Source organism: Lelliottia jeotgali (genome assembly GCF_977070485.1).
Genome location: NZ_CDRVFO010000021.1, coordinates 1 through 14,938 on the forward strand (window position 1 = coordinate 1; position 14,938 = coordinate 14,938).

Here is a 14,938-nt window from a genome sequence, read left to right on the forward strand (position 1 = left end):
GCCTGATGGACAAATGCGCTTTGGAATTCATCGCTCGACGCTGGTGGCGACGGGCAGAGGTGTGGGTCATCGCTGTGCTGCTCATTGCAGGCGGTGCGGTGCTGGGCTGGCAGTCTGCCTACTGGGCGATGGCCAGCACCCAGGCCCAGCAGGTCAACGAGATCCGCAAGGCATACGACGCCGCAATGGCTGAGCGTGACAAGCGTCTAGACGACCTGACCAGCAAGGCCGAGAGCGCCGCGACCAAGGCGTCGAAGGCAGCAACCACCGCGACCCAGGCAGCAGACAAGGCTGATGAGGCGCTGAATCGAGCGAGCCAGTAATGGCCTGCAGCGGATGCGCCGCCCGGCGCGAGTGGATCAACAAGTGGACAAAGGTAGCTTATGAGCGAGCCAGATCACTCTTCGACATTAACCCTCGCCGAGATCAAGGTGACACCGGAGCAGATGGCGATGATTCAGGCGAATCAGCAGGCCTTCCTGTCGATCTTCAAGCAGATGCTGGCCGAGCAGGCCAAGACCAATGAGCTGCTGGCCGGCTTCCTCCAGGCTCTAGCCGAAGACCAGGGCGATGAGCCTGATCCTGATGCCGAACCGCGCAGCTACTTGGATGGCACACCATGCCGTTGAGACCCCAGCGACCCTGTCGGGCTCAAGGCTGTCGTGCTCTGCACCGCAATGCCAATGGCTACTGCGATGGCCATGCCGACCTGGCTGCTGAACAGGCCAAGGCCTGGGCGACACGTAAGGGGTCAGGCCGTGGTGGTCGCCCCTGGCGCCGCAAGCGTGAGCGAATCTTGAAGCGGGACCAGTACCTCTGCCGTTGCGAGGACTGCGTCTCGCTCGGCAGGATCCGCGAAGCGCACGAGGTTGACCACATCGTAGCCTTGGCCCACGGCGGAACCGACGATGACAGCAACCTTCGGGCGATCAACCGTGACTGCCACAAGGCCAAGACCCAGCGGGAGTGGAAATCGATCAAAAAATGATCGAAAACGGTTCAAATGAGATGAAATATCGTTGGCGGGGAGGGGGAGGGTCAAAAGTTCAGGCCCTTTCGCTCGGACACCGCGCCCTCAGTCGTTTTTTTACACCCGCGAAATTAAAAATTCAGGAGTTGCGCGATGGGAGGCACCGCCACGGTCGCCGGCCGTGGTCGCAAACCCAAGCCGACGGCCAAGAAAGAGCTCGCCGGAAACCCTGGCAAGCGGGCCTTGAACAAGGCCGAGCCCCAATTTTCCCGGATCACAAACGTTGACCCGCCGGACTGGCTCAGTGAGCGGGCCGCGGTGGTCTGGCGGATGCTGGTGCCGGAGCTGCTGCGCGAGAACGTGCTGGCGCTGACCGACCTGCACAACGTCGAGGCCTTCTGCACTGCTTACAGCAACTGGCGTATGGCGCAAGAGGCGGTCGAGAAGTTTGGCACCGTCGTCGAGTCGTCCCAGGGCAGCCCCATGAAGAACCCGGCGCTGACTGCGGCCAATGAAGCGATGCGCCAGATGGTCACCTTCGGCTCAATGCTGGGGCTCGACCCGGCCAGCCGGACCCGGATCATCGGCGGCAACAAGCAGAAATCCACCAATGAGTTTGCAGCCCTACTGAGTTCCTGATGGCCAGAGCCAAGTACACCAATGTCGACAAGGCAATGGTGTGGGCAAGGTCCGTCCTCAAGGGCAAGTTTCCTGCCTGCCGCTACATCCACCAGGCGATCGAACGGCACTTCGACGACGTGACCGCAAGCCGGTCCAAGAGCTATCCCTACAAGTTCGACCCGGCCAAGGCCGAGAAGAAGCTGCGGCTGATGCAGTTGCTACCGCACACGAAAGGCGAGTGGGCGTTCAAGCGTCAGCTGATCACCCTTGAGCCCTGGCAGCTGTTCGGCCTGGCCTGCACCTTCGGCTGGGTGCGGAAGAAGGGCGGCTACCGACGCTTTCGCGAAAGCTACTGGGAGGTGCCCCGCAAGAACGGCAAGTCGGTGATCGCCGCTGGCGTCGGCATCAGCATGTTCACCGCCGACAACGAGTTCGGCGCCGAGGTCTACTCCGGCGCAACCACCGAGAAGCAGGCGTGGGAAGTGTTCCGGCCGGCCCGTCTGATGGTCAGCCGTTCGCCCATGCTAATCGAGGCGGCAGGCATAGAGGTCAATGCCTCGAACCTGAACATTCCGTCCAACGGCAGCCGCTTCGAGCCGCTGATCGGCAACCCGGGTGATGGTGCATCGCCTTCCTGCGCGATCATCGACGAATTCCACGAGCACGATACCGCAGCCCAGTACGACACCATGCTGACCGGCATGGGTGCCCGTCGACAGCCGTTGATGTTCATCATCACCACTGCGGGCGCGAACATCGAGGGGCCGTGCTACGACAAGCGCCGCCAGGTCATCGAGATGCTGAATGGCAGCGTTCCTGACGACGAGCTGTTCGGCTACATCTGGACCCTGGACAAGGGGGACGACTGGACCGATCCGAAGAACCTGGCCAAGGCCAACCCCTGCATGGGGGTCTCGGTCTTTCAGGAGTACCTGGAGAGTCAGTTGGCCAGGGCAATGCGCTCGGCCCGCTTCACCAACACCTTCAAGACCAAGCATCTGAACCTATGGGTCAGTGCGAAGGCCGGCTTCTTCAACATGGAAAGCTGGAAGGCATGCGAGGACACCACGCTGACGCTCGAGCAGTTCGAGGGTCAGGAGTGGGTCCCGGGCTTCGACCTGGCGCGCAAGCTGGACATGAACTCGCGAGCGCGGCTGTTCTGGAGGGAGATCGACGGGAAGATCCACTACTACAGCGTGGCGCCGGCATTCTGGGTGCCTGAGGACACAGCGTTCGACCCGGATAACAAGCGCATGTCCGAGCGGTTCCAGGCCTGGATCAACACGGGTCACCTGACCACCACGCCGGGCGCTGAGGTGGACTATCGAGAGATCCTCGAGGACACCAAGGAAGCGAACCAGCTGGCGCCGATTAGGGAAAGCCCGATCGACCCGCACGGTGCTACCGGCCTCAGCCACGACCTGGATGACGAGGGTTTCAACCCGATCACTGTCACCCAGAACTATACGAACATGTCCGACCCCATGAAGGAACTGGAGGCGGCGATTGAGGCTGGCCGCTTCCACCACGACGGCAACCCCATCATGACCTGGTGCATCAGCAACGTGATCGGCAAGAACCTGCCGGGTAACGATGACGTGGTGCGTCCGATAAAGCAGGGCGACGACAACAAGATCGATGGCGCGGTCGCGCTGATCATGGCTATCGGCTCCGTGCTGCGGCTGGTCAGCGAAGGCTCGGGCGGCTTCGACAACTTCTTCGCCAACCCTATCGTGGTTGGATAATGGGACTACCTATGAACACTGGTCTGATCATATTTCTGGTGCTGGCCAGCTGCGGCTTGCTGCTGAGCGTCGCCGGCGTATTCGTGCTGGCAGGCCTGGGCTATGCCCTGCTGTCGGCAGCTGCAGCGCTGCTGCTCGCGGCCGGCTTCGTTCGCAAGGGGCTGACCGGTGACTAAATCTTTCTCGCAGGTCCTGGGCCGGGCGCTGGTGAAGTCTGCCGAGCCGGGCCTGGCATCCAACCTGGCGGGCTGGGCTGGGCGCAAGATTGGCCTCGGCGATGCCGGATTCTGGAAAACGTTCTACGGTGCCGACTCTGCCTCGGGCAAGGTGGTTAGCCAGCAGACGGCGCTGCAGCTCTCCACGGTATGGGCCTGCGTCCGACTGATTGCCGAGACCATTGCCACACTGCCGATCGCGCTGTACGAGGACAAGAACGGCGCCCCGGTGGTAGCCACTGCGCACCCTGTCAACTTCGTGATCAGCCAGCAGCCCAACGCCGACCAGACCCCGGTTGAATTCTGGGAGAACGTCATGGCCAGCCTGCTGCTGCAGGGCAATGCGTTCTGCGAGCCGCACCTAAGCGGCAGACAGCTGAGCAGTCTCGAGTTTCTGTTGCCGCAGAATATGGCGCCACGGCGCCGGGCGGACGGCTCGATTGAGTACCGCTACACCGACAACTTCGGCAAGCCGCACACGCTGACCGAAGACGAGATGGTGCATGTCCGGGCCTTCGGGGTTGACCCCCTGTGCGGCCTGTCACCGCTCGCCTATGGCCGGCAGGTGCTGGGTTCAGCCATGGCGGCCGACGAATCCGCAGCAAAGATGTTCGCCAATGGCATGAAGCTCGGCGGTGTGCTGTCAACCGACCAGATTCTAAAGCCAGAGCAGCGCAAGGACATCCGGGAGGACATGATCAAGCAGTTTTCCGGCGCGACCAACCATGGCAAAACCATGGTGCTCGAGGCGGGCATGAAGTATCAGCAGGTCTCCATGACGCCGGAAGATGCCCAGATGCTGCAGACCCGGGCGTTCAACGTCGAGGAGATCTGCCGCTGGTTCCGCGTGCCGCCGTGGATGGTTGGACACACGCAGAACTCCACCAGCTGGGGCACCGGCATGGAGCAGCAGATGATCGGCTTCCTGTCGTTCACGCTGCTGCCCTGGATCAAGCGCATCGAGATGTGTGCGAACCGCCGCTTGCTGCGTGTCGACGAGCGCCGGCGCTTCTATGTGAAGTTCAACCCTGAGGGCCTGCTGCGGATGGACAGCGCCGCCCGCGCGGCCTTCTACAGCTCCATGGTCCAGAACGGCATCTACACCCGCGACGACTGCCGAGGCAAAGAGAATCTGCCTCTGGCCGGCGGCAACGCGGCAAAGCTGACCGTGCAATCCAACATGCTGCCGATCGACCTGCTGGGCCAAGACCCTGGCGGTGCCAACCAGGCCAAGTCGGCGCTGCTCGACTGGCTCAACGACCAGCCAAGAGGTAACACCCCATGAGACGCAAGGATCGACTGGCGGCGGTCAAGTACCGCTCCTTCGACTATGACGTGAAGGCTGTCGGCGACGACGGCCTTTTTTCTGGCTACGGCTCCGTGTTCGGCGTGGTCGATAGCTACAACGAGGTGGTCGCACCAGGTGCGTTTCTCGAGTCGATCGAGGACGCCAAGGCCAAGGGCCGCACGTTTCCTGTGCTGTGGCAGCACCGCACCGGCGAGCCGATCGGCAGCTGGGACATCAGCAGCCTGAAGGAAGACGATCACGGGCTGCTCGGCTCGGGCGAGCTCTGGCTGGCCGATGCACCCTATGCCCGCATCGCCTACCGCGGGATGCAGACCCGGTCGATCACCGGGCTGTCGATCGGCTACTACGTCCGCGAGTCGAGCTTCGACGAGAAGACCCGGATCCGCACGCTGACCAAGCTGGACCTGATCGAAATCTCCATTGTCACCGTGCCCGCCAACGACGAAGCGCGGACCGACACCATCAAGTCGAAGCTGGCCCACGGCGGTCTGCCTTCGATGCCCGAATTCGAATTGCTCCTGCGCGAGGCAGGCTTCTCGAAAACCCAGTCAGCGGTGATTGCCAACCGCGGGCTGCAGCACCTGCTCCGGAGCGAGTCCGCGGGCGACCTGGCAGAACTTGAAATCGTCGAGGCGCTGAAATCGCGCCCGACACTGTCTCTCCCATCGTTTTGAGGATTCACCATGCACAACGCCATGAGCAACCAGGCTCGCTCCGAACACCGCCAGTTCCAGCGCAAGGAGCACGCCGACGACAAGATCCAGCTGAAGGCGGTCAACGACCTGCTCGACCAGCGCGACGAAGAGATCAAGGCCTTCGCCAAGAAAGCGGCTGACGAGATCAAAGAACACGGCACCATCCTGACCGAGACCAAGACCATTCTGGACGGCCTGGTGAAGGATGGCCTGGGTCTGCAGGATCGTCTGCAGGAGATCGAGCAGAAGATGGCGCGCCGCTTCTCGGCCAATGACCCGATCGAGGCCAAGTCGGCCGGTGAGGAGTTGTCCGAGTCGGAGGACTTCCAGGCGCTGCAAACCCGTGGCCGCGGCGTCGCACGCATCGGTCGCAAGGCCGTGACCAACATCACCAGCGCAACCACCGGTACCGGCGGTGCTGGCGCCGGCATCCAGCCGACCCGTGTGCCAGGCATCGTGGTCGGTCCGGAGCGCGAGTTCACCATTCGCGACCTGATCATGCCGGGCCGCACCGCTTCGAACTCTGTCGAGTACGTGCGTGAGAGCGGCTTCCAGAACATGGCTGCGGCGCAGGCCGGTGAAGGCGCCATGAAGGCCCAGTCGGATCTGTCCTTCGAGCTCAAGGACACGCCGGTCCGCACCATCGCCCACTGGTTCCGCGCCTCCAAGCAGGTGCTGTCGGACGTCCCGCTCCTGCAGAGCTACATCAACGGCCGCGCTATCTACGGCCTGAAGTACAAGGAGGAAGAGCAGATCCTGGCGGGCGACGGCACTGGCCAGAACCTCCTGGGCCTGATCCCCCAGGCGACCGCCTTCAACGAAGCGCTGCGCAAGGCTGGCGACACCAAGATCGATACCCTGCGCCGCGCCATCCTGCAGGTCCGTGTCGCCGAGTACCGAGCCTCGGCCATCGCCTTGAACCCAGTGGACTGGGCAGACATCGAGCTGACCAAGGATGCCAATGGCTCCTACATCTGGGTGAATGTCCAGGAAGGTGGCGTCCAGCGTCTGTGGAAGCTGCCAGTGGTAGACAGTAATGCGGTGCCAGAAGGTGAGTTCCTGGTCGGCGCGATGAACATCGCGGCCCAGGTATTTGACCGCGAGGAGGCTGCCGTAGAGGTTTCCACCGAAGACGGTGACAACTTCCGCACCAACATGGTCACCATCCGCGCCGAGGAGCGTTTGGCCATGGCGGTGTACCGCCCGGAATCGTTCGTCCACGGCGAATTCGACGTCACCCCGTAACCTGCCCAGGAGCGCGCCTGGGCAACCAGGCGTGACCGAACATGCCAGACATCAAGGTCAAGACCATCAAGGGTTTCAACAACGAAGGCGTCTACGCCAAGCGCAACACGGAGATTACCGTCGACGAGCTCCGCGCTCGCGACTTGTTGCGCAACGGCTTGATCGAGGAGTACGACGTGAAGAAAGCCGAAGAGCCAGAAAACAAGAAGGCGCCCGAGCCGACCAACAAAGGCGGGAAGCCTGCGGCTAAGCCCAAGGAGTGATCCATGTCCGTGATCGCCATCGACATCGCCATGCATCACCTGCTGGCCGAGCCTGACGACCAGGAGCTGGTCCAGGCGCAGCTCGATGCGGCGGAGGAGGCGGCGATGCAGTTCCTGAATCGCCGCTTCTACCTGGATCAAGTGGCGCTCGATGAGGCGCGCGCTGGCGTGCCAGGCATGATGCGTCAGGCCAAAGAGACAAACGCCCAGGCGGTTGCGGTCGCCGAGGCTGAGCAAGATCACACCTTGCGCTGCCGCCTGCTCGAGCACACCCGTCAGGCACTGGCCGAGGCCTACGATCAGGCCGATGCCATCGCCTACGGCATGGTGCTCAACCCTGGGATCCAGGCTGCTTGCCTGCTCAAGCTGGGCCACCTGTTCGCCAACCGCGAGGAGGTGGTAACCGGCACCATCGCCACCGAGCTGCCGCTGGCGTCCCAGCACCTGCTGATGCCATACCGCATCCGGATGGGTGTGTGATGCTGGCCGGCAAGCTGCGGCAGCGCATCGACATCCAAGAGTTCAAGCCTGCGCGCGACGAGGTCACTGGTGAATTCGGTGAGTCGGACTGGGTTGACGTGTGGGCCCGCTGCCCGGCGTCAGTCGAGCCGCTATCGGCCCGTGACGTGATTGCCGCCAAGGCTGGCCAGTCCGAAGCCACCGCCCGGATCGTTATCCGGTACCGGCCAAGCGTGCTGCCCACGATGCGCATCGTCCACCGCGGCGAGATCTATAGCATCGAGGGCCCGCCGCTGCCCGATGCCGACTCCGGCCTGGACTACCTGACCATCCTGGTCTCGAAGGGGGTGAAGGATGGCTGACGGCGTCGAGTTCAGCATAACCGGCCTGGACAGCCTGCTGGGGAAGTTGGATTCGGTCAGCTATGACGTACGCCGAAAGGGTGGCCGGGCCGCACTGCGCAAGGCGGCCCAGGTTGTGGTGCAGAAGGCCAGGGAGGGCGCTGAGCGGATCGACGACAAGGAAACAGGGCGCTCCATCGCTGAGAACATAGCCCTGCGCTGGAACGGGAGGCTCTTCAAGCAGACCGGCAACCTTGGGTTCCGGATCGGTGTGCTGCACGGCGCCGTGCTCAAGGATGGCGGAGATCTCAGCCCGAATTCGCCCACGCCGCACTGGCGCCTGATCGAGTTCGGTACCGAGAACATGGCCGCCGTGCCGTTCATGCGCCCGGCCTTGGCCAACAGTATCAGTGAGGTGACCAATACCTTTGTCACCGAATACGAGAAGTCGATAGACCGCGCCATCCGGCGCGCTGCGAAGAAGGCTGCGTCCTCATGACACCACCAATTTATCAGCTGTGCTCCCAGGCGGCGGCCGTCACGGCGCTGCTCGGCACCGGCGCAGATCTTCGGCTCTACTCGTTTGGCGAGGCGCCCGAGGGCGTAACCAAGCCATACGCGGTGTGGCAATTGGTCAATGGCGAGCCAGAGAACTACCTGGCCGGCCGGCCAGATGCTGACGGTGTGACGCTGCAGATCGACGTTTACGGAACCACTGGCACCTCTGTCCGCCAGGTGCGCGACGCCATTCGTGACGCCATTGAGTTGGATGCCTACGTCACTCGGTGGGGTGGCGAAGCCCGCGACTCCACTACCAAGAACTACCGGGCCAGCTTCGACGTGGACTGGTGGGTACAGCGCTGAATTGTCGAAATCCATGATGCCCGCCATGTGCGGGCTTTTTAATTGCTGACTGGAGACAACCCATGTCGATGAATGCTCAGGGCGCCCAGCTCTACGCGCTGCTGCCGCCTGTTTCCGGCACCGGCCCAAAGACCGTGATGGAGGTGGAGTGCCTTACTGCATTCAACCCCGGCGGTGCCCCTGCCGATCAGATCGATGACACCTGCTTGGCGGACACCGATCGCAAATACAAGAAAGGCCTCCGCACACCAGGTCAAGCTACCGCAACGATCCTGGCCGATCCGCGCAATGCCAGCCATGTGCGCATGTTCCAGCTATCCCAGGACGATAGCGACGAAGACATCCTTTGGGCGCTCGGCTGGTCCGATGGCAAAGGTATCGCGCCCACGGTCAACACGGCCGGAGACGATTTCGAGCTCCCCTCCACGCGCACTTGGTGCCTGTTCGCCGGCTATGTCGCGGACTTCCCGTTCGACTTCGCGAGCAACGCCTCGGTGAGCACCGCCGCCACTATTCAGCGTTCCGGCAAACTCAACTGGGTCATCAAGGAAAATCCATGAAACTGACACTTGAAGCGCTCAAGGGCGCCGGGTCTTTCACTGGCCGCCCAGTGGAGAAGGAGATCAAGTGGCGTCAGAACGGCACTGACTTCACCGCAACCGTCTTTGTCCGGCCCCTTGGCTACCAGGCCGCCGTCAGCGATGTGCTCGCCGCCGGCGGCAAGCAGGACAGCATCGCCGGCCGGATCGCCGCCGCCATTTGCGACGAAGAAGGCAACCCGGTTTTCACCGCGCTGGATATCACTCACGGCCCGCTTGATCCGCAGGAGCTGGCCAAGGATCCGGGCAGCACCAAGCGCCTTGGTGCGCTCGATGGCAACCTGACCGTTGCCTTGCTGACCGTCATCCATGAGGTGAACAACCTGGGAAAGACGCCGAGCTCACCGACCTCGACGAGCTCTGGCACGAGCTCGTCCTCTGCGGTGTCGGCGGCCGCACCATCGCGCAAGCGCAAGAAAGCCTGAGCCTGCAGGAGTTCCACTCCTGGGCGAAGTTCAGAAAGCGCCGTGGCTCTCTGCACCTCGGCATGCGCATCGAGCGTGTCGGCGGGCTTCTCGCCTCGATCCTGGCCAACCAGTGCCGAGACACCAAGGTCCGCCCGACACCATTCACACCGGATGACTTCACCCCTCACGACCAAGCTGGGGCAATAAGCCTGGCGCAGGCGGTGGAGTCCTGGTCATAGCCCGGAGATACAGATGGCAAGCAAGTCCCTTGGCACATTGACGCTCGACGTCATCGCGCGGGTGGGGGGATTCGTGGCGGGCATGGATAAGGCCGAGCGGAGCTCTCAGAAGTGGCGCAAAGAGGTGGAGAAGAATGCCAAGGCGGCCGGGCTTGCCATCGTTTCGGGGGTGGCCGCCGGCGCCGCTGCATTGGCGGCATTCACCGTATCAACAGTGCAGGCTGCCAATGAGATCAGTCGGTTTTCCGCTGTGGCTGGAACCAGCACCTCCGAGTTCCAGAAGTACGCCGCTGGCGCGAAAGCGGTAGGGGTCGAGAACGACAAGCTGGCTGACATCTTCAAGGATGTGAACGACAAGGTTGGCGATTTCTTGCTCAATGGTGGTGGCGAGCTTCAGGACTTCTTCAAGACCATCGCGCCGAAAGTAGGGGTCACTGCCGAACAGTTTCGCAATCTGTCTGGTCCCCAGGCCCTGCAGCTTTTTGCAACCAGTTTGCAGAAAGCGGGCTTGAGTCAGGCGGAGATGACCCAGCAGATGGAATCGCTGGCAAACGACGCGACCTTGCTGCTGCCGCTGCTACGCGACAACGGCGCAGGCTTCGCGATTCTGGGTGATGCAGCCGAAAAGGCTGGCGCGATCATGGATGAAAAGACCATCGTCGCGACCCAGAACCTTGCTGCGGCGGGCTGGCTGGCAGAGCAGTCCCTGTCCGGAGTCAAGAACCAGCTTGCCGCGTCGCTGATGCCTACCTTGGGCGATTACGCGGGGATCTTGTTCGATCTGAGCCAGGATACCGAGTCGATGTCGGTGCTGTCCGAGGGGTTGCGGTTGATCCTCGACGTCAGTGCCAAGACAGCGCTGATGGTCGCCTATGCGTTCGAGTTGACTGGCAGATCCATCAAGGGTTTGGTCACGATCATTGGCGGCGCATTCGATGGGGTGGACCTCTCAAAGCCGACCGAGGTGATCGGGAAGATCCGAGAGAACTCGTCCAAGCTTGCCACTGGGGTAGGCAAGGACCTGGACGACATGGATGCCCGCTACAACAAGCTGTGGGTCCGTATCGACCAGGCCGGCTCCTCTGGACAGGCCAGCGGAAAGATCAAAGAGATCGCCGGCGCACTGGCGATGCTCAACCAGCAGACCGGAGGCGGCACGTTCAAGGCCCCTGATGCAGCTGCACAGGCGGCCGTCAAGGCAGCTGAAGCCGCCGCCAAGAAACTGCAAAGCCAGTTCGATACCGCAGAAGAGGGGTATGAGCGGCAAATCGCCCTGATCAACACTGAGATCGATAAGCGCAAGGATGCGACCGAGCTCGCCAAGCTTCAGTTCGAACTTGAGAGCGGTAAATTGAAAGGGCTCAGCGGCCAGCAGCAGGGACGCTTGAAACAGCTGGCAGAGGAACTGGATCGCCTCAAAGAACTGAAGCAGGCCAATGAGGACAACGCCAAAGCTGCGACCTACGCTGCAGCCCTGGCCGCCTCGAACGCAACCGCACGCTCCGGGTTTGCCATTGATCTGGCGGGGGCAGGCATGGGTGACAAGGCCCGTGAACGCTTGCGGCAGGGGCTGCAGATACAGCAGGAGTACAACGACAAACTGGCCGATCTACAAGCGCAGCGTAACGCCGGGGACATCAGCCAGTCCCTGTACGCAAAAGAGACAGGCATCCTCAAAGCGTCGCTGGTCGAGCGTCTTGCCGATCAGCAGGACTATTACGCCAAGCTGGATGACGCCCAGTCGGACTGGACTGCCGGTGCGAGTGACGCTTGGCAGAACTACATGGATCAGGCCAAGGATGTGGCTGGCCAAATGGAAAGCGCCTTCAGCTCCCTGTTTGATGGCCTGACGGATGCAGCTGTCGAATGGGCCTTCGGTGCCGATCAGACATTCGGTGAAGTAGCCCTGAGCTTTGCCAAGATGGTGGCCAAGATGGCCATGCAGGCTGCGGCCTCGAACGTGTTCTCCAGTATTTTCTCGACTGTGGCCACCTCAGCTGCCGGATCTTATGCAGGGCCTGCCGCCGCCGGCGGCTTCGATTACGGTCTCGGCAGCGCATCGGCAGGGATGACATACACGCCGGGCGGCTTCTCCGATGGCGGCTATACCGGCGCCGGCGGTAAGTACGACCCGGCTGGCATCGTTCACGCCGGCGAGTTCGTGCTCCGCAAGGAAGTGGTCGAACAGCCCGGCATGCGCGCCTTCCTAGAAAGCCTCAACACCAAAGGTTATGCGGACGGCGGCTATGTCGCTCCTGCTGGCAATTCCTACTCGAGCGCGGCCATGCAGGCCATAGGGCAGGGCGGCGGTACCTCACCGGTGATTATCAAGCAGGAAATCTCGGTAGACGGTGCGAGCGGACAAGCCGGGAGCGCTACCGGTGACATCAGCGCAGTCGCACAGGCCTATGCCAAGGCCGCCCAAGACGGGGCTAGGCAAGAGATTACGAAACAACTCGGCCGAGGCGGGATGATCTGGACCGCTATCAACCGTCCCGTTCGCTGATTCAACCACAGAGCACCCACCATGGCAGACACCTTCACCTGGTGCCCGTATATCGAGCCGACGGGCTCCGGGACCTTTCGCGTGCGCAGCGCGCAGTTCGGCAACGGCTACCGCCAGGTTGCTGGGGACGGCATCAACAATGAAGTGCAGAGCTGGCCGCTCACCTTTCGCGGACGAGAGGCCTATGTGCAGCAGATCCTAGGCTTTCTCCGGGACCGCAAAGGATTTATCCCCTTTACCTGGACGCCGCCGCTTGGCTCCGCAGCGCTGTTCACCTGCGCGACTTGGGGTGTCACGCCGCACGGCGCTGGGATGTTCACCCTGACCGCGACCTTCGAGCAATACTTTGGAGCAGCCTGATGGCCGAGAGCATTTACGAAGATATACAGAGGCTTACGCCGGGTCAGTACGTCGAGCTGTTTGAGTTGGACCTCAACGCCTTGGGCGGCGACGTCTACTACTTCCACGGCTATACCCAGGTTGGCCCCATCTTCTGGCAGGGCAAGGAGTACTCGCCCTGGCCGATTAAGGTCGAAGGCATGGGCATGACTGGTGAGGGCCAGCAGAATAGCCCGACCCTGTCCGTCGGCAACGTGTCGGGCATGATCACCGCCTTGTGCCGGATCTATGATGACTTGGTCGATGCCAAGGTGGTTCGCCATCGAACCCTGGGGCGCTTCCTCGACGCCGCTAACTTTCCGGACGGCAATTCGGAAGCTGACCCCGAAGAGCACTTCGCGGACGACGTTCTCAGCATCGACCAGAAGCAGTCGGCCGATGCCGAGCTCATCTCGTTTGTGCTCAAGTCCCCGCTTATCGCTTCCGACCGCAAGCTGCCGGGTCGACAGATCGTTGCCAACTGCTGCCAGTGGCTGACCATCGGTGGCTACCGCGGCGTGTATTGCGGCTACACCGGCTCGAACTACGCGACAGACAAGGACGTGCCGACTGACGATCCCGAGCAGGATATGTGCTCGGGCACGCTGACCGGCTGCAAGGTGCGCTTCGGCGAGCACAACCCGCTGCGCTACGGCAGTTTCCCTTCCGCTGGTACCTGAGGTTTCCCATGAAAATTTCGCAGGCCGTCATCTCGGCCATGTACGCGCACGCCCGCGAAAAGGCGCCACAGGAATGTTGCGGACTGTTGGTTCGGGTTGGGCGAAAGCTGGTGTACCTACCGATGGCCAACGCAGCGGCGAAGCCAGAGGAGAATTTCCGTATCGGCGCCGAGGACTGGGCCGAGGCCGAGGATCAAGGTGTTATCGCGGCAGTGGTGCACAGCCACCCGGGCCAGTCTGCAAGGCTGAGCGCCGCCGATCGTACCGCGATGGAGTCCACAGCCTTGCCCTGGGTGATCATCGAGGTGCGCGAAGGCGAACCGGTGACGCATCTGGTGCACGAGCCCAGCGGGTATCAGGCTCCGCTGGTGGGCCGCCCGTTCCACCACGGCGTACTGGACTGCTACACCCTGGTCCGCGACTACTACCAGCGCGAGCTGGGTGTCGTGCTTCCTGACTACGAGCGAGAGGATGGCTGGTGGGAGAGGGGGCAGGACCTCTATGCCGACAACTTCGAGCGCGCGGGTTTCTATCCAGTTGACCCTACGGATTTACGCCAGGGCGACCTCATCGTCATGCAGGTGCGCGCCGAAAAGGCCAACCACGCCGGCGTTTATCTTGCAGACGGGCGCCTGAAAACAGAGCCAAATCATCATCCGGTGCCCGCCGGTATTCTGCACCACCTCTATGGCCGCGATTCCAAACGTGACGTGTTCGGCGGCTTCTGGCGTGAATCGGCACGCTTCTATATGCGACACAAGGAGTCCCCGTATGGCTGATCGGATTCGCACCATCCGCCTGTACGGTGAGCTTGGCCGGCTGTTTGGTCGCGTCCACCGTTTGGCGGTCCAATCTTCAGCTGAGGCAGTCAAGGCGCTCGGTGTGCTGCACCCCGCATTCAACGCCTATCTGGCGGAATCCAAGGACAAGGGCTTGGCGTTCGCTGTGTTCTACGGCAAACGCAATATTGGCCAGGACGAGCTGGGCCATCCGCCGGGTGCTGCTGATATCCGAATTGCGCCGGTAGTGCAAGGCAGCAAGAGCGGGGGAGGTCTGCAAGTCGTGCTTGGCATTGCGCTGATTGCCGCCGCGAGCTTCTTCAGTGGAGGGCTGCTGGCGGGTGCCGGCGCCACCACGTTATTCGGCGCAGGTTCGGCTGGCTGGGCCGCTGTCGGCATGGTCGGCTTCTCCCTCGCTATAGGCGGCGTTGCACAAATGGTTACAGGTGCCCAGGCCAAGATCGACAGCAGCGAAGCTGCCGACAACCGCCCCAGCTACAACTTCTCCGGCATCAAGAACACCGTCACCCAAGGCAACCCGGTCCCGCTGTGCTACGGCGAAATGACCACCGGCTCTGCTCAGCTCTCCCTCGGCATCCGCGCCGAAGACCAGCAATAGAGGC

At 62.3% G+C, this 14,938-nt stretch carries 21 protein-coding genes; all 21 read left to right on the forward strand.

All coding sequences use genetic code 11. The features are described from left to right. Positions 1 to 323 (forward strand): hypothetical protein (locus tag ACW4TB_RS23715; RefSeq protein ID WP_455843090.1); only part of this gene is annotated, 323 nt, incomplete at its 5' end. Positions 324 to 383: 60 nt separating this feature from the next. Further along, complete coding sequence (locus tag ACW4TB_RS23720; protein WP_455828608.1) at positions 384 to 629, forward strand: hypothetical protein; 246 nt, start codon at positions 384 to 386, stop codon at positions 627 to 629. Continuing rightward, a complete protein-coding gene (locus ACW4TB_RS23725; protein WP_455828607.1) occupies positions 620 to 988 on the forward strand; it encodes an HNH endonuclease in 369 nt (122 codons plus the stop codon). The genes ACW4TB_RS23720 and ACW4TB_RS23725 overlap by 10 nt, the downstream gene beginning before the upstream one ends. A gap of 135 nt (positions 989 to 1,123) precedes the next feature. Next, on the forward strand, positions 1,124 to 1,609 hold the full coding sequence (locus ACW4TB_RS23730) for a phage terminase small subunit P27 family (protein ID WP_455828605.1): 486 nt from the start codon (positions 1,124 to 1,126) through the stop codon (positions 1,607 to 1,609). Beyond that, positions 1,609 to 3,336 (forward strand): terminase large subunit, encoded by a 1,728-nt coding sequence (locus tag ACW4TB_RS23735; RefSeq protein WP_455828604.1) that lies wholly within the window; start codon positions 1,609 to 1,611, stop codon positions 3,334 to 3,336. Before ACW4TB_RS23730 ends, ACW4TB_RS23735 begins: the two co-directional genes overlap by 1 nt. An 11-nt stretch (positions 3,337 to 3,347) precedes the next feature. Further along, positions 3,348 to 3,512 carry a hypothetical protein gene (locus tag ACW4TB_RS23740; RefSeq protein ID WP_181880584.1) on the forward strand — a complete coding sequence of 55 codons (165 nt, stop codon included), beginning with the start codon at positions 3,348 to 3,350 and terminating at the stop codon, positions 3,510 to 3,512. After that, on the forward strand, positions 3,505 to 4,836 hold the full coding sequence (locus tag ACW4TB_RS23745; protein WP_455828603.1) for a phage portal protein: 1,332 nt from the start codon (positions 3,505 to 3,507) through the stop codon (positions 4,834 to 4,836). Before ACW4TB_RS23740 ends, ACW4TB_RS23745 begins: the two co-directional genes overlap by 8 nt. Continuing rightward, positions 4,833 to 5,534 carry an HK97 family phage prohead protease gene (locus tag ACW4TB_RS23750; protein WP_287167499.1) on the forward strand — a complete coding sequence of 234 codons (702 nt, stop codon included), beginning with the start codon at positions 4,833 to 4,835 and terminating at the stop codon, positions 5,532 to 5,534. Before ACW4TB_RS23745 ends, ACW4TB_RS23750 begins: the two co-directional genes overlap by 4 nt. A 9-nt stretch (positions 5,535 to 5,543) precedes the next feature. Next, the gene (locus tag ACW4TB_RS23755; RefSeq protein WP_287167502.1) at positions 5,544 to 6,800 is read left to right on the forward strand and encodes a phage major capsid protein; all 1,257 of its coding nucleotides are present in this window, start codon (positions 5,544 to 5,546) and stop codon (positions 6,798 to 6,800) included. A 41-nt stretch (positions 6,801 to 6,841) separates the two neighbouring features. After that, the gene (locus ACW4TB_RS23760) at positions 6,842 to 7,063 is read left to right on the forward strand and encodes a hypothetical protein (RefSeq protein WP_287167504.1); all 222 of its coding nucleotides are present in this window, start codon (positions 6,842 to 6,844) and stop codon (positions 7,061 to 7,063) included. Between the two features lie 3 nt (positions 7,064 to 7,066). After that, the gene (locus tag ACW4TB_RS23765; RefSeq protein WP_287167505.1) at positions 7,067 to 7,543 is read left to right on the forward strand and encodes a head-tail connector protein; all 477 of its coding nucleotides are present in this window, start codon (positions 7,067 to 7,069) and stop codon (positions 7,541 to 7,543) included. Beyond that, on the forward strand, positions 7,543 to 7,884 hold the full coding sequence (locus ACW4TB_RS23770) for a phage head closure protein (protein ID WP_455828601.1): 342 nt from the start codon (positions 7,543 to 7,545) through the stop codon (positions 7,882 to 7,884). Before ACW4TB_RS23765 ends, ACW4TB_RS23770 begins: the two co-directional genes overlap by 1 nt. Next, on the forward strand, positions 7,877 to 8,362 hold the full coding sequence (locus ACW4TB_RS23775; protein ID WP_455828600.1) for an HK97-gp10 family putative phage morphogenesis protein: 486 nt from the start codon (positions 7,877 to 7,879) through the stop codon (positions 8,360 to 8,362). The genes ACW4TB_RS23770 and ACW4TB_RS23775 overlap by 8 nt, the downstream gene beginning before the upstream one ends. Further along, positions 8,359 to 8,727 carry a DUF3168 domain-containing protein gene (locus ACW4TB_RS23780; protein WP_455828599.1) on the forward strand — a complete coding sequence of 123 codons (369 nt, stop codon included), beginning with the start codon at positions 8,359 to 8,361 and terminating at the stop codon, positions 8,725 to 8,727. Before ACW4TB_RS23775 ends, ACW4TB_RS23780 begins: the two co-directional genes overlap by 4 nt. 62 nt (positions 8,728 to 8,789) lie before the next feature. After that, a complete protein-coding gene (locus tag ACW4TB_RS23785; RefSeq protein ID WP_455828598.1) occupies positions 8,790 to 9,287 on the forward strand; it encodes a phage tail tube protein in 498 nt (165 codons plus the stop codon). Continuing rightward, positions 9,284 to 9,751 carry a phage tail assembly chaperone family protein, TAC gene (locus ACW4TB_RS23790; RefSeq protein WP_024718014.1) on the forward strand — a complete coding sequence of 156 codons (468 nt, stop codon included), beginning with the start codon at positions 9,284 to 9,286 and terminating at the stop codon, positions 9,749 to 9,751. The genes ACW4TB_RS23785 and ACW4TB_RS23790 overlap by 4 nt, the downstream gene beginning before the upstream one ends. A gap of 234 nt (positions 9,752 to 9,985) precedes the next feature. Further along, complete coding sequence (locus ACW4TB_RS23795) at positions 9,986 to 12,478, forward strand: phage tail tape measure protein (protein WP_455828597.1); 2,493 nt, start codon at positions 9,986 to 9,988, stop codon at positions 12,476 to 12,478. Positions 12,479 to 12,499: 21 nt separating this feature from the next. After that, positions 12,500 to 12,838 carry a phage tail protein gene (locus tag ACW4TB_RS23800; RefSeq protein WP_024718016.1) on the forward strand — a complete coding sequence of 113 codons (339 nt, stop codon included), beginning with the start codon at positions 12,500 to 12,502 and terminating at the stop codon, positions 12,836 to 12,838. Continuing rightward, positions 12,838 to 13,536, forward strand: a complete 699-nt coding sequence (locus ACW4TB_RS23805; protein ID WP_455828596.1) for a phage minor tail protein L — start codon at positions 12,838 to 12,840, stop codon at positions 13,534 to 13,536. The genes ACW4TB_RS23800 and ACW4TB_RS23805 overlap by 1 nt, the downstream gene beginning before the upstream one ends. Positions 13,537 to 13,544: 8 nt before the next feature. After that, on the forward strand, positions 13,545 to 14,315 hold the full coding sequence (locus ACW4TB_RS23810; RefSeq protein ID WP_455828595.1) for a C40 family peptidase: 771 nt from the start codon (positions 13,545 to 13,547) through the stop codon (positions 14,313 to 14,315). Next, the gene (locus tag ACW4TB_RS23815) at positions 14,308 to 14,934 is read left to right on the forward strand and encodes a tail assembly protein (protein ID WP_455828594.1); all 627 of its coding nucleotides are present in this window, start codon (positions 14,308 to 14,310) and stop codon (positions 14,932 to 14,934) included. The genes ACW4TB_RS23810 and ACW4TB_RS23815 overlap by 8 nt, the downstream gene beginning before the upstream one ends. The last annotated feature ends 4 nt before the right edge of the window (positions 14,935 to 14,938 follow it).

Excerpts from the sequence above, each read along its gene's own strand:
- ACW4TB_RS23720 (WP_455828608.1), top strand. The coding sequence starts at position 384 with ATGAGCGAGCCAGATCACTCTTCGACATTAACCCTCGCCGAGATCAAG.
- ACW4TB_RS23725 (WP_455828607.1), top strand. The coding sequence starts at position 620 with ATGCCGTTGAGACCCCAGCGACCCTGTCGGGCTCAAGGCTGTCGTGCT.
- ACW4TB_RS23730 (WP_455828605.1), top strand. The coding sequence starts at position 1,124 with ATGGGAGGCACCGCCACGGTCGCCGGCCGTGGTCGCAAACCCAAGCCG.
- ACW4TB_RS23735 (WP_455828604.1), top strand. The coding sequence starts at position 1,609 with ATGGCCAGAGCCAAGTACACCAATGTCGACAAGGCAATGGTGTGGGCA.
- ACW4TB_RS23740 (WP_181880584.1), top strand. The coding sequence starts at position 3,348 with ATGAACACTGGTCTGATCATATTTCTGGTGCTGGCCAGCTGCGGCTTG.
- ACW4TB_RS23750 (WP_287167499.1), top strand. The coding sequence starts at position 4,833 with ATGAGACGCAAGGATCGACTGGCGGCGGTCAAGTACCGCTCCTTCGAC.
- ACW4TB_RS23755 (WP_287167502.1), top strand. The coding sequence starts at position 5,544 with ATGCACAACGCCATGAGCAACCAGGCTCGCTCCGAACACCGCCAGTTC.
- ACW4TB_RS23760 (WP_287167504.1), top strand. The coding sequence starts at position 6,842 with ATGCCAGACATCAAGGTCAAGACCATCAAGGGTTTCAACAACGAAGGC.
- ACW4TB_RS23765 (WP_287167505.1), top strand. The coding sequence starts at position 7,067 with ATGTCCGTGATCGCCATCGACATCGCCATGCATCACCTGCTGGCCGAG.
- ACW4TB_RS23770 (WP_455828601.1), top strand. The coding sequence starts at position 7,543 with ATGCTGGCCGGCAAGCTGCGGCAGCGCATCGACATCCAAGAGTTCAAG.
- ACW4TB_RS23775 (WP_455828600.1), top strand. The coding sequence starts at position 7,877 with ATGGCTGACGGCGTCGAGTTCAGCATAACCGGCCTGGACAGCCTGCTG.
- ACW4TB_RS23780 (WP_455828599.1), top strand. The coding sequence starts at position 8,359 with ATGACACCACCAATTTATCAGCTGTGCTCCCAGGCGGCGGCCGTCACG.
- ACW4TB_RS23785 (WP_455828598.1), top strand. The coding sequence starts at position 8,790 with ATGTCGATGAATGCTCAGGGCGCCCAGCTCTACGCGCTGCTGCCGCCT.
- ACW4TB_RS23790 (WP_024718014.1), top strand. The coding sequence starts at position 9,284 with ATGAAACTGACACTTGAAGCGCTCAAGGGCGCCGGGTCTTTCACTGGC.
- ACW4TB_RS23795 (WP_455828597.1), top strand. The coding sequence starts at position 9,986 with ATGGCAAGCAAGTCCCTTGGCACATTGACGCTCGACGTCATCGCGCGG.
- ACW4TB_RS23800 (WP_024718016.1), top strand. The coding sequence starts at position 12,500 with ATGGCAGACACCTTCACCTGGTGCCCGTATATCGAGCCGACGGGCTCC.
- ACW4TB_RS23805 (WP_455828596.1), top strand. The coding sequence starts at position 12,838 with ATGGCCGAGAGCATTTACGAAGATATACAGAGGCTTACGCCGGGTCAG.
- ACW4TB_RS23810 (WP_455828595.1), top strand. The coding sequence starts at position 13,545 with ATGAAAATTTCGCAGGCCGTCATCTCGGCCATGTACGCGCACGCCCGC.
- ACW4TB_RS23815 (WP_455828594.1), top strand. The coding sequence starts at position 14,308 with ATGGCTGATCGGATTCGCACCATCCGCCTGTACGGTGAGCTTGGCCGG.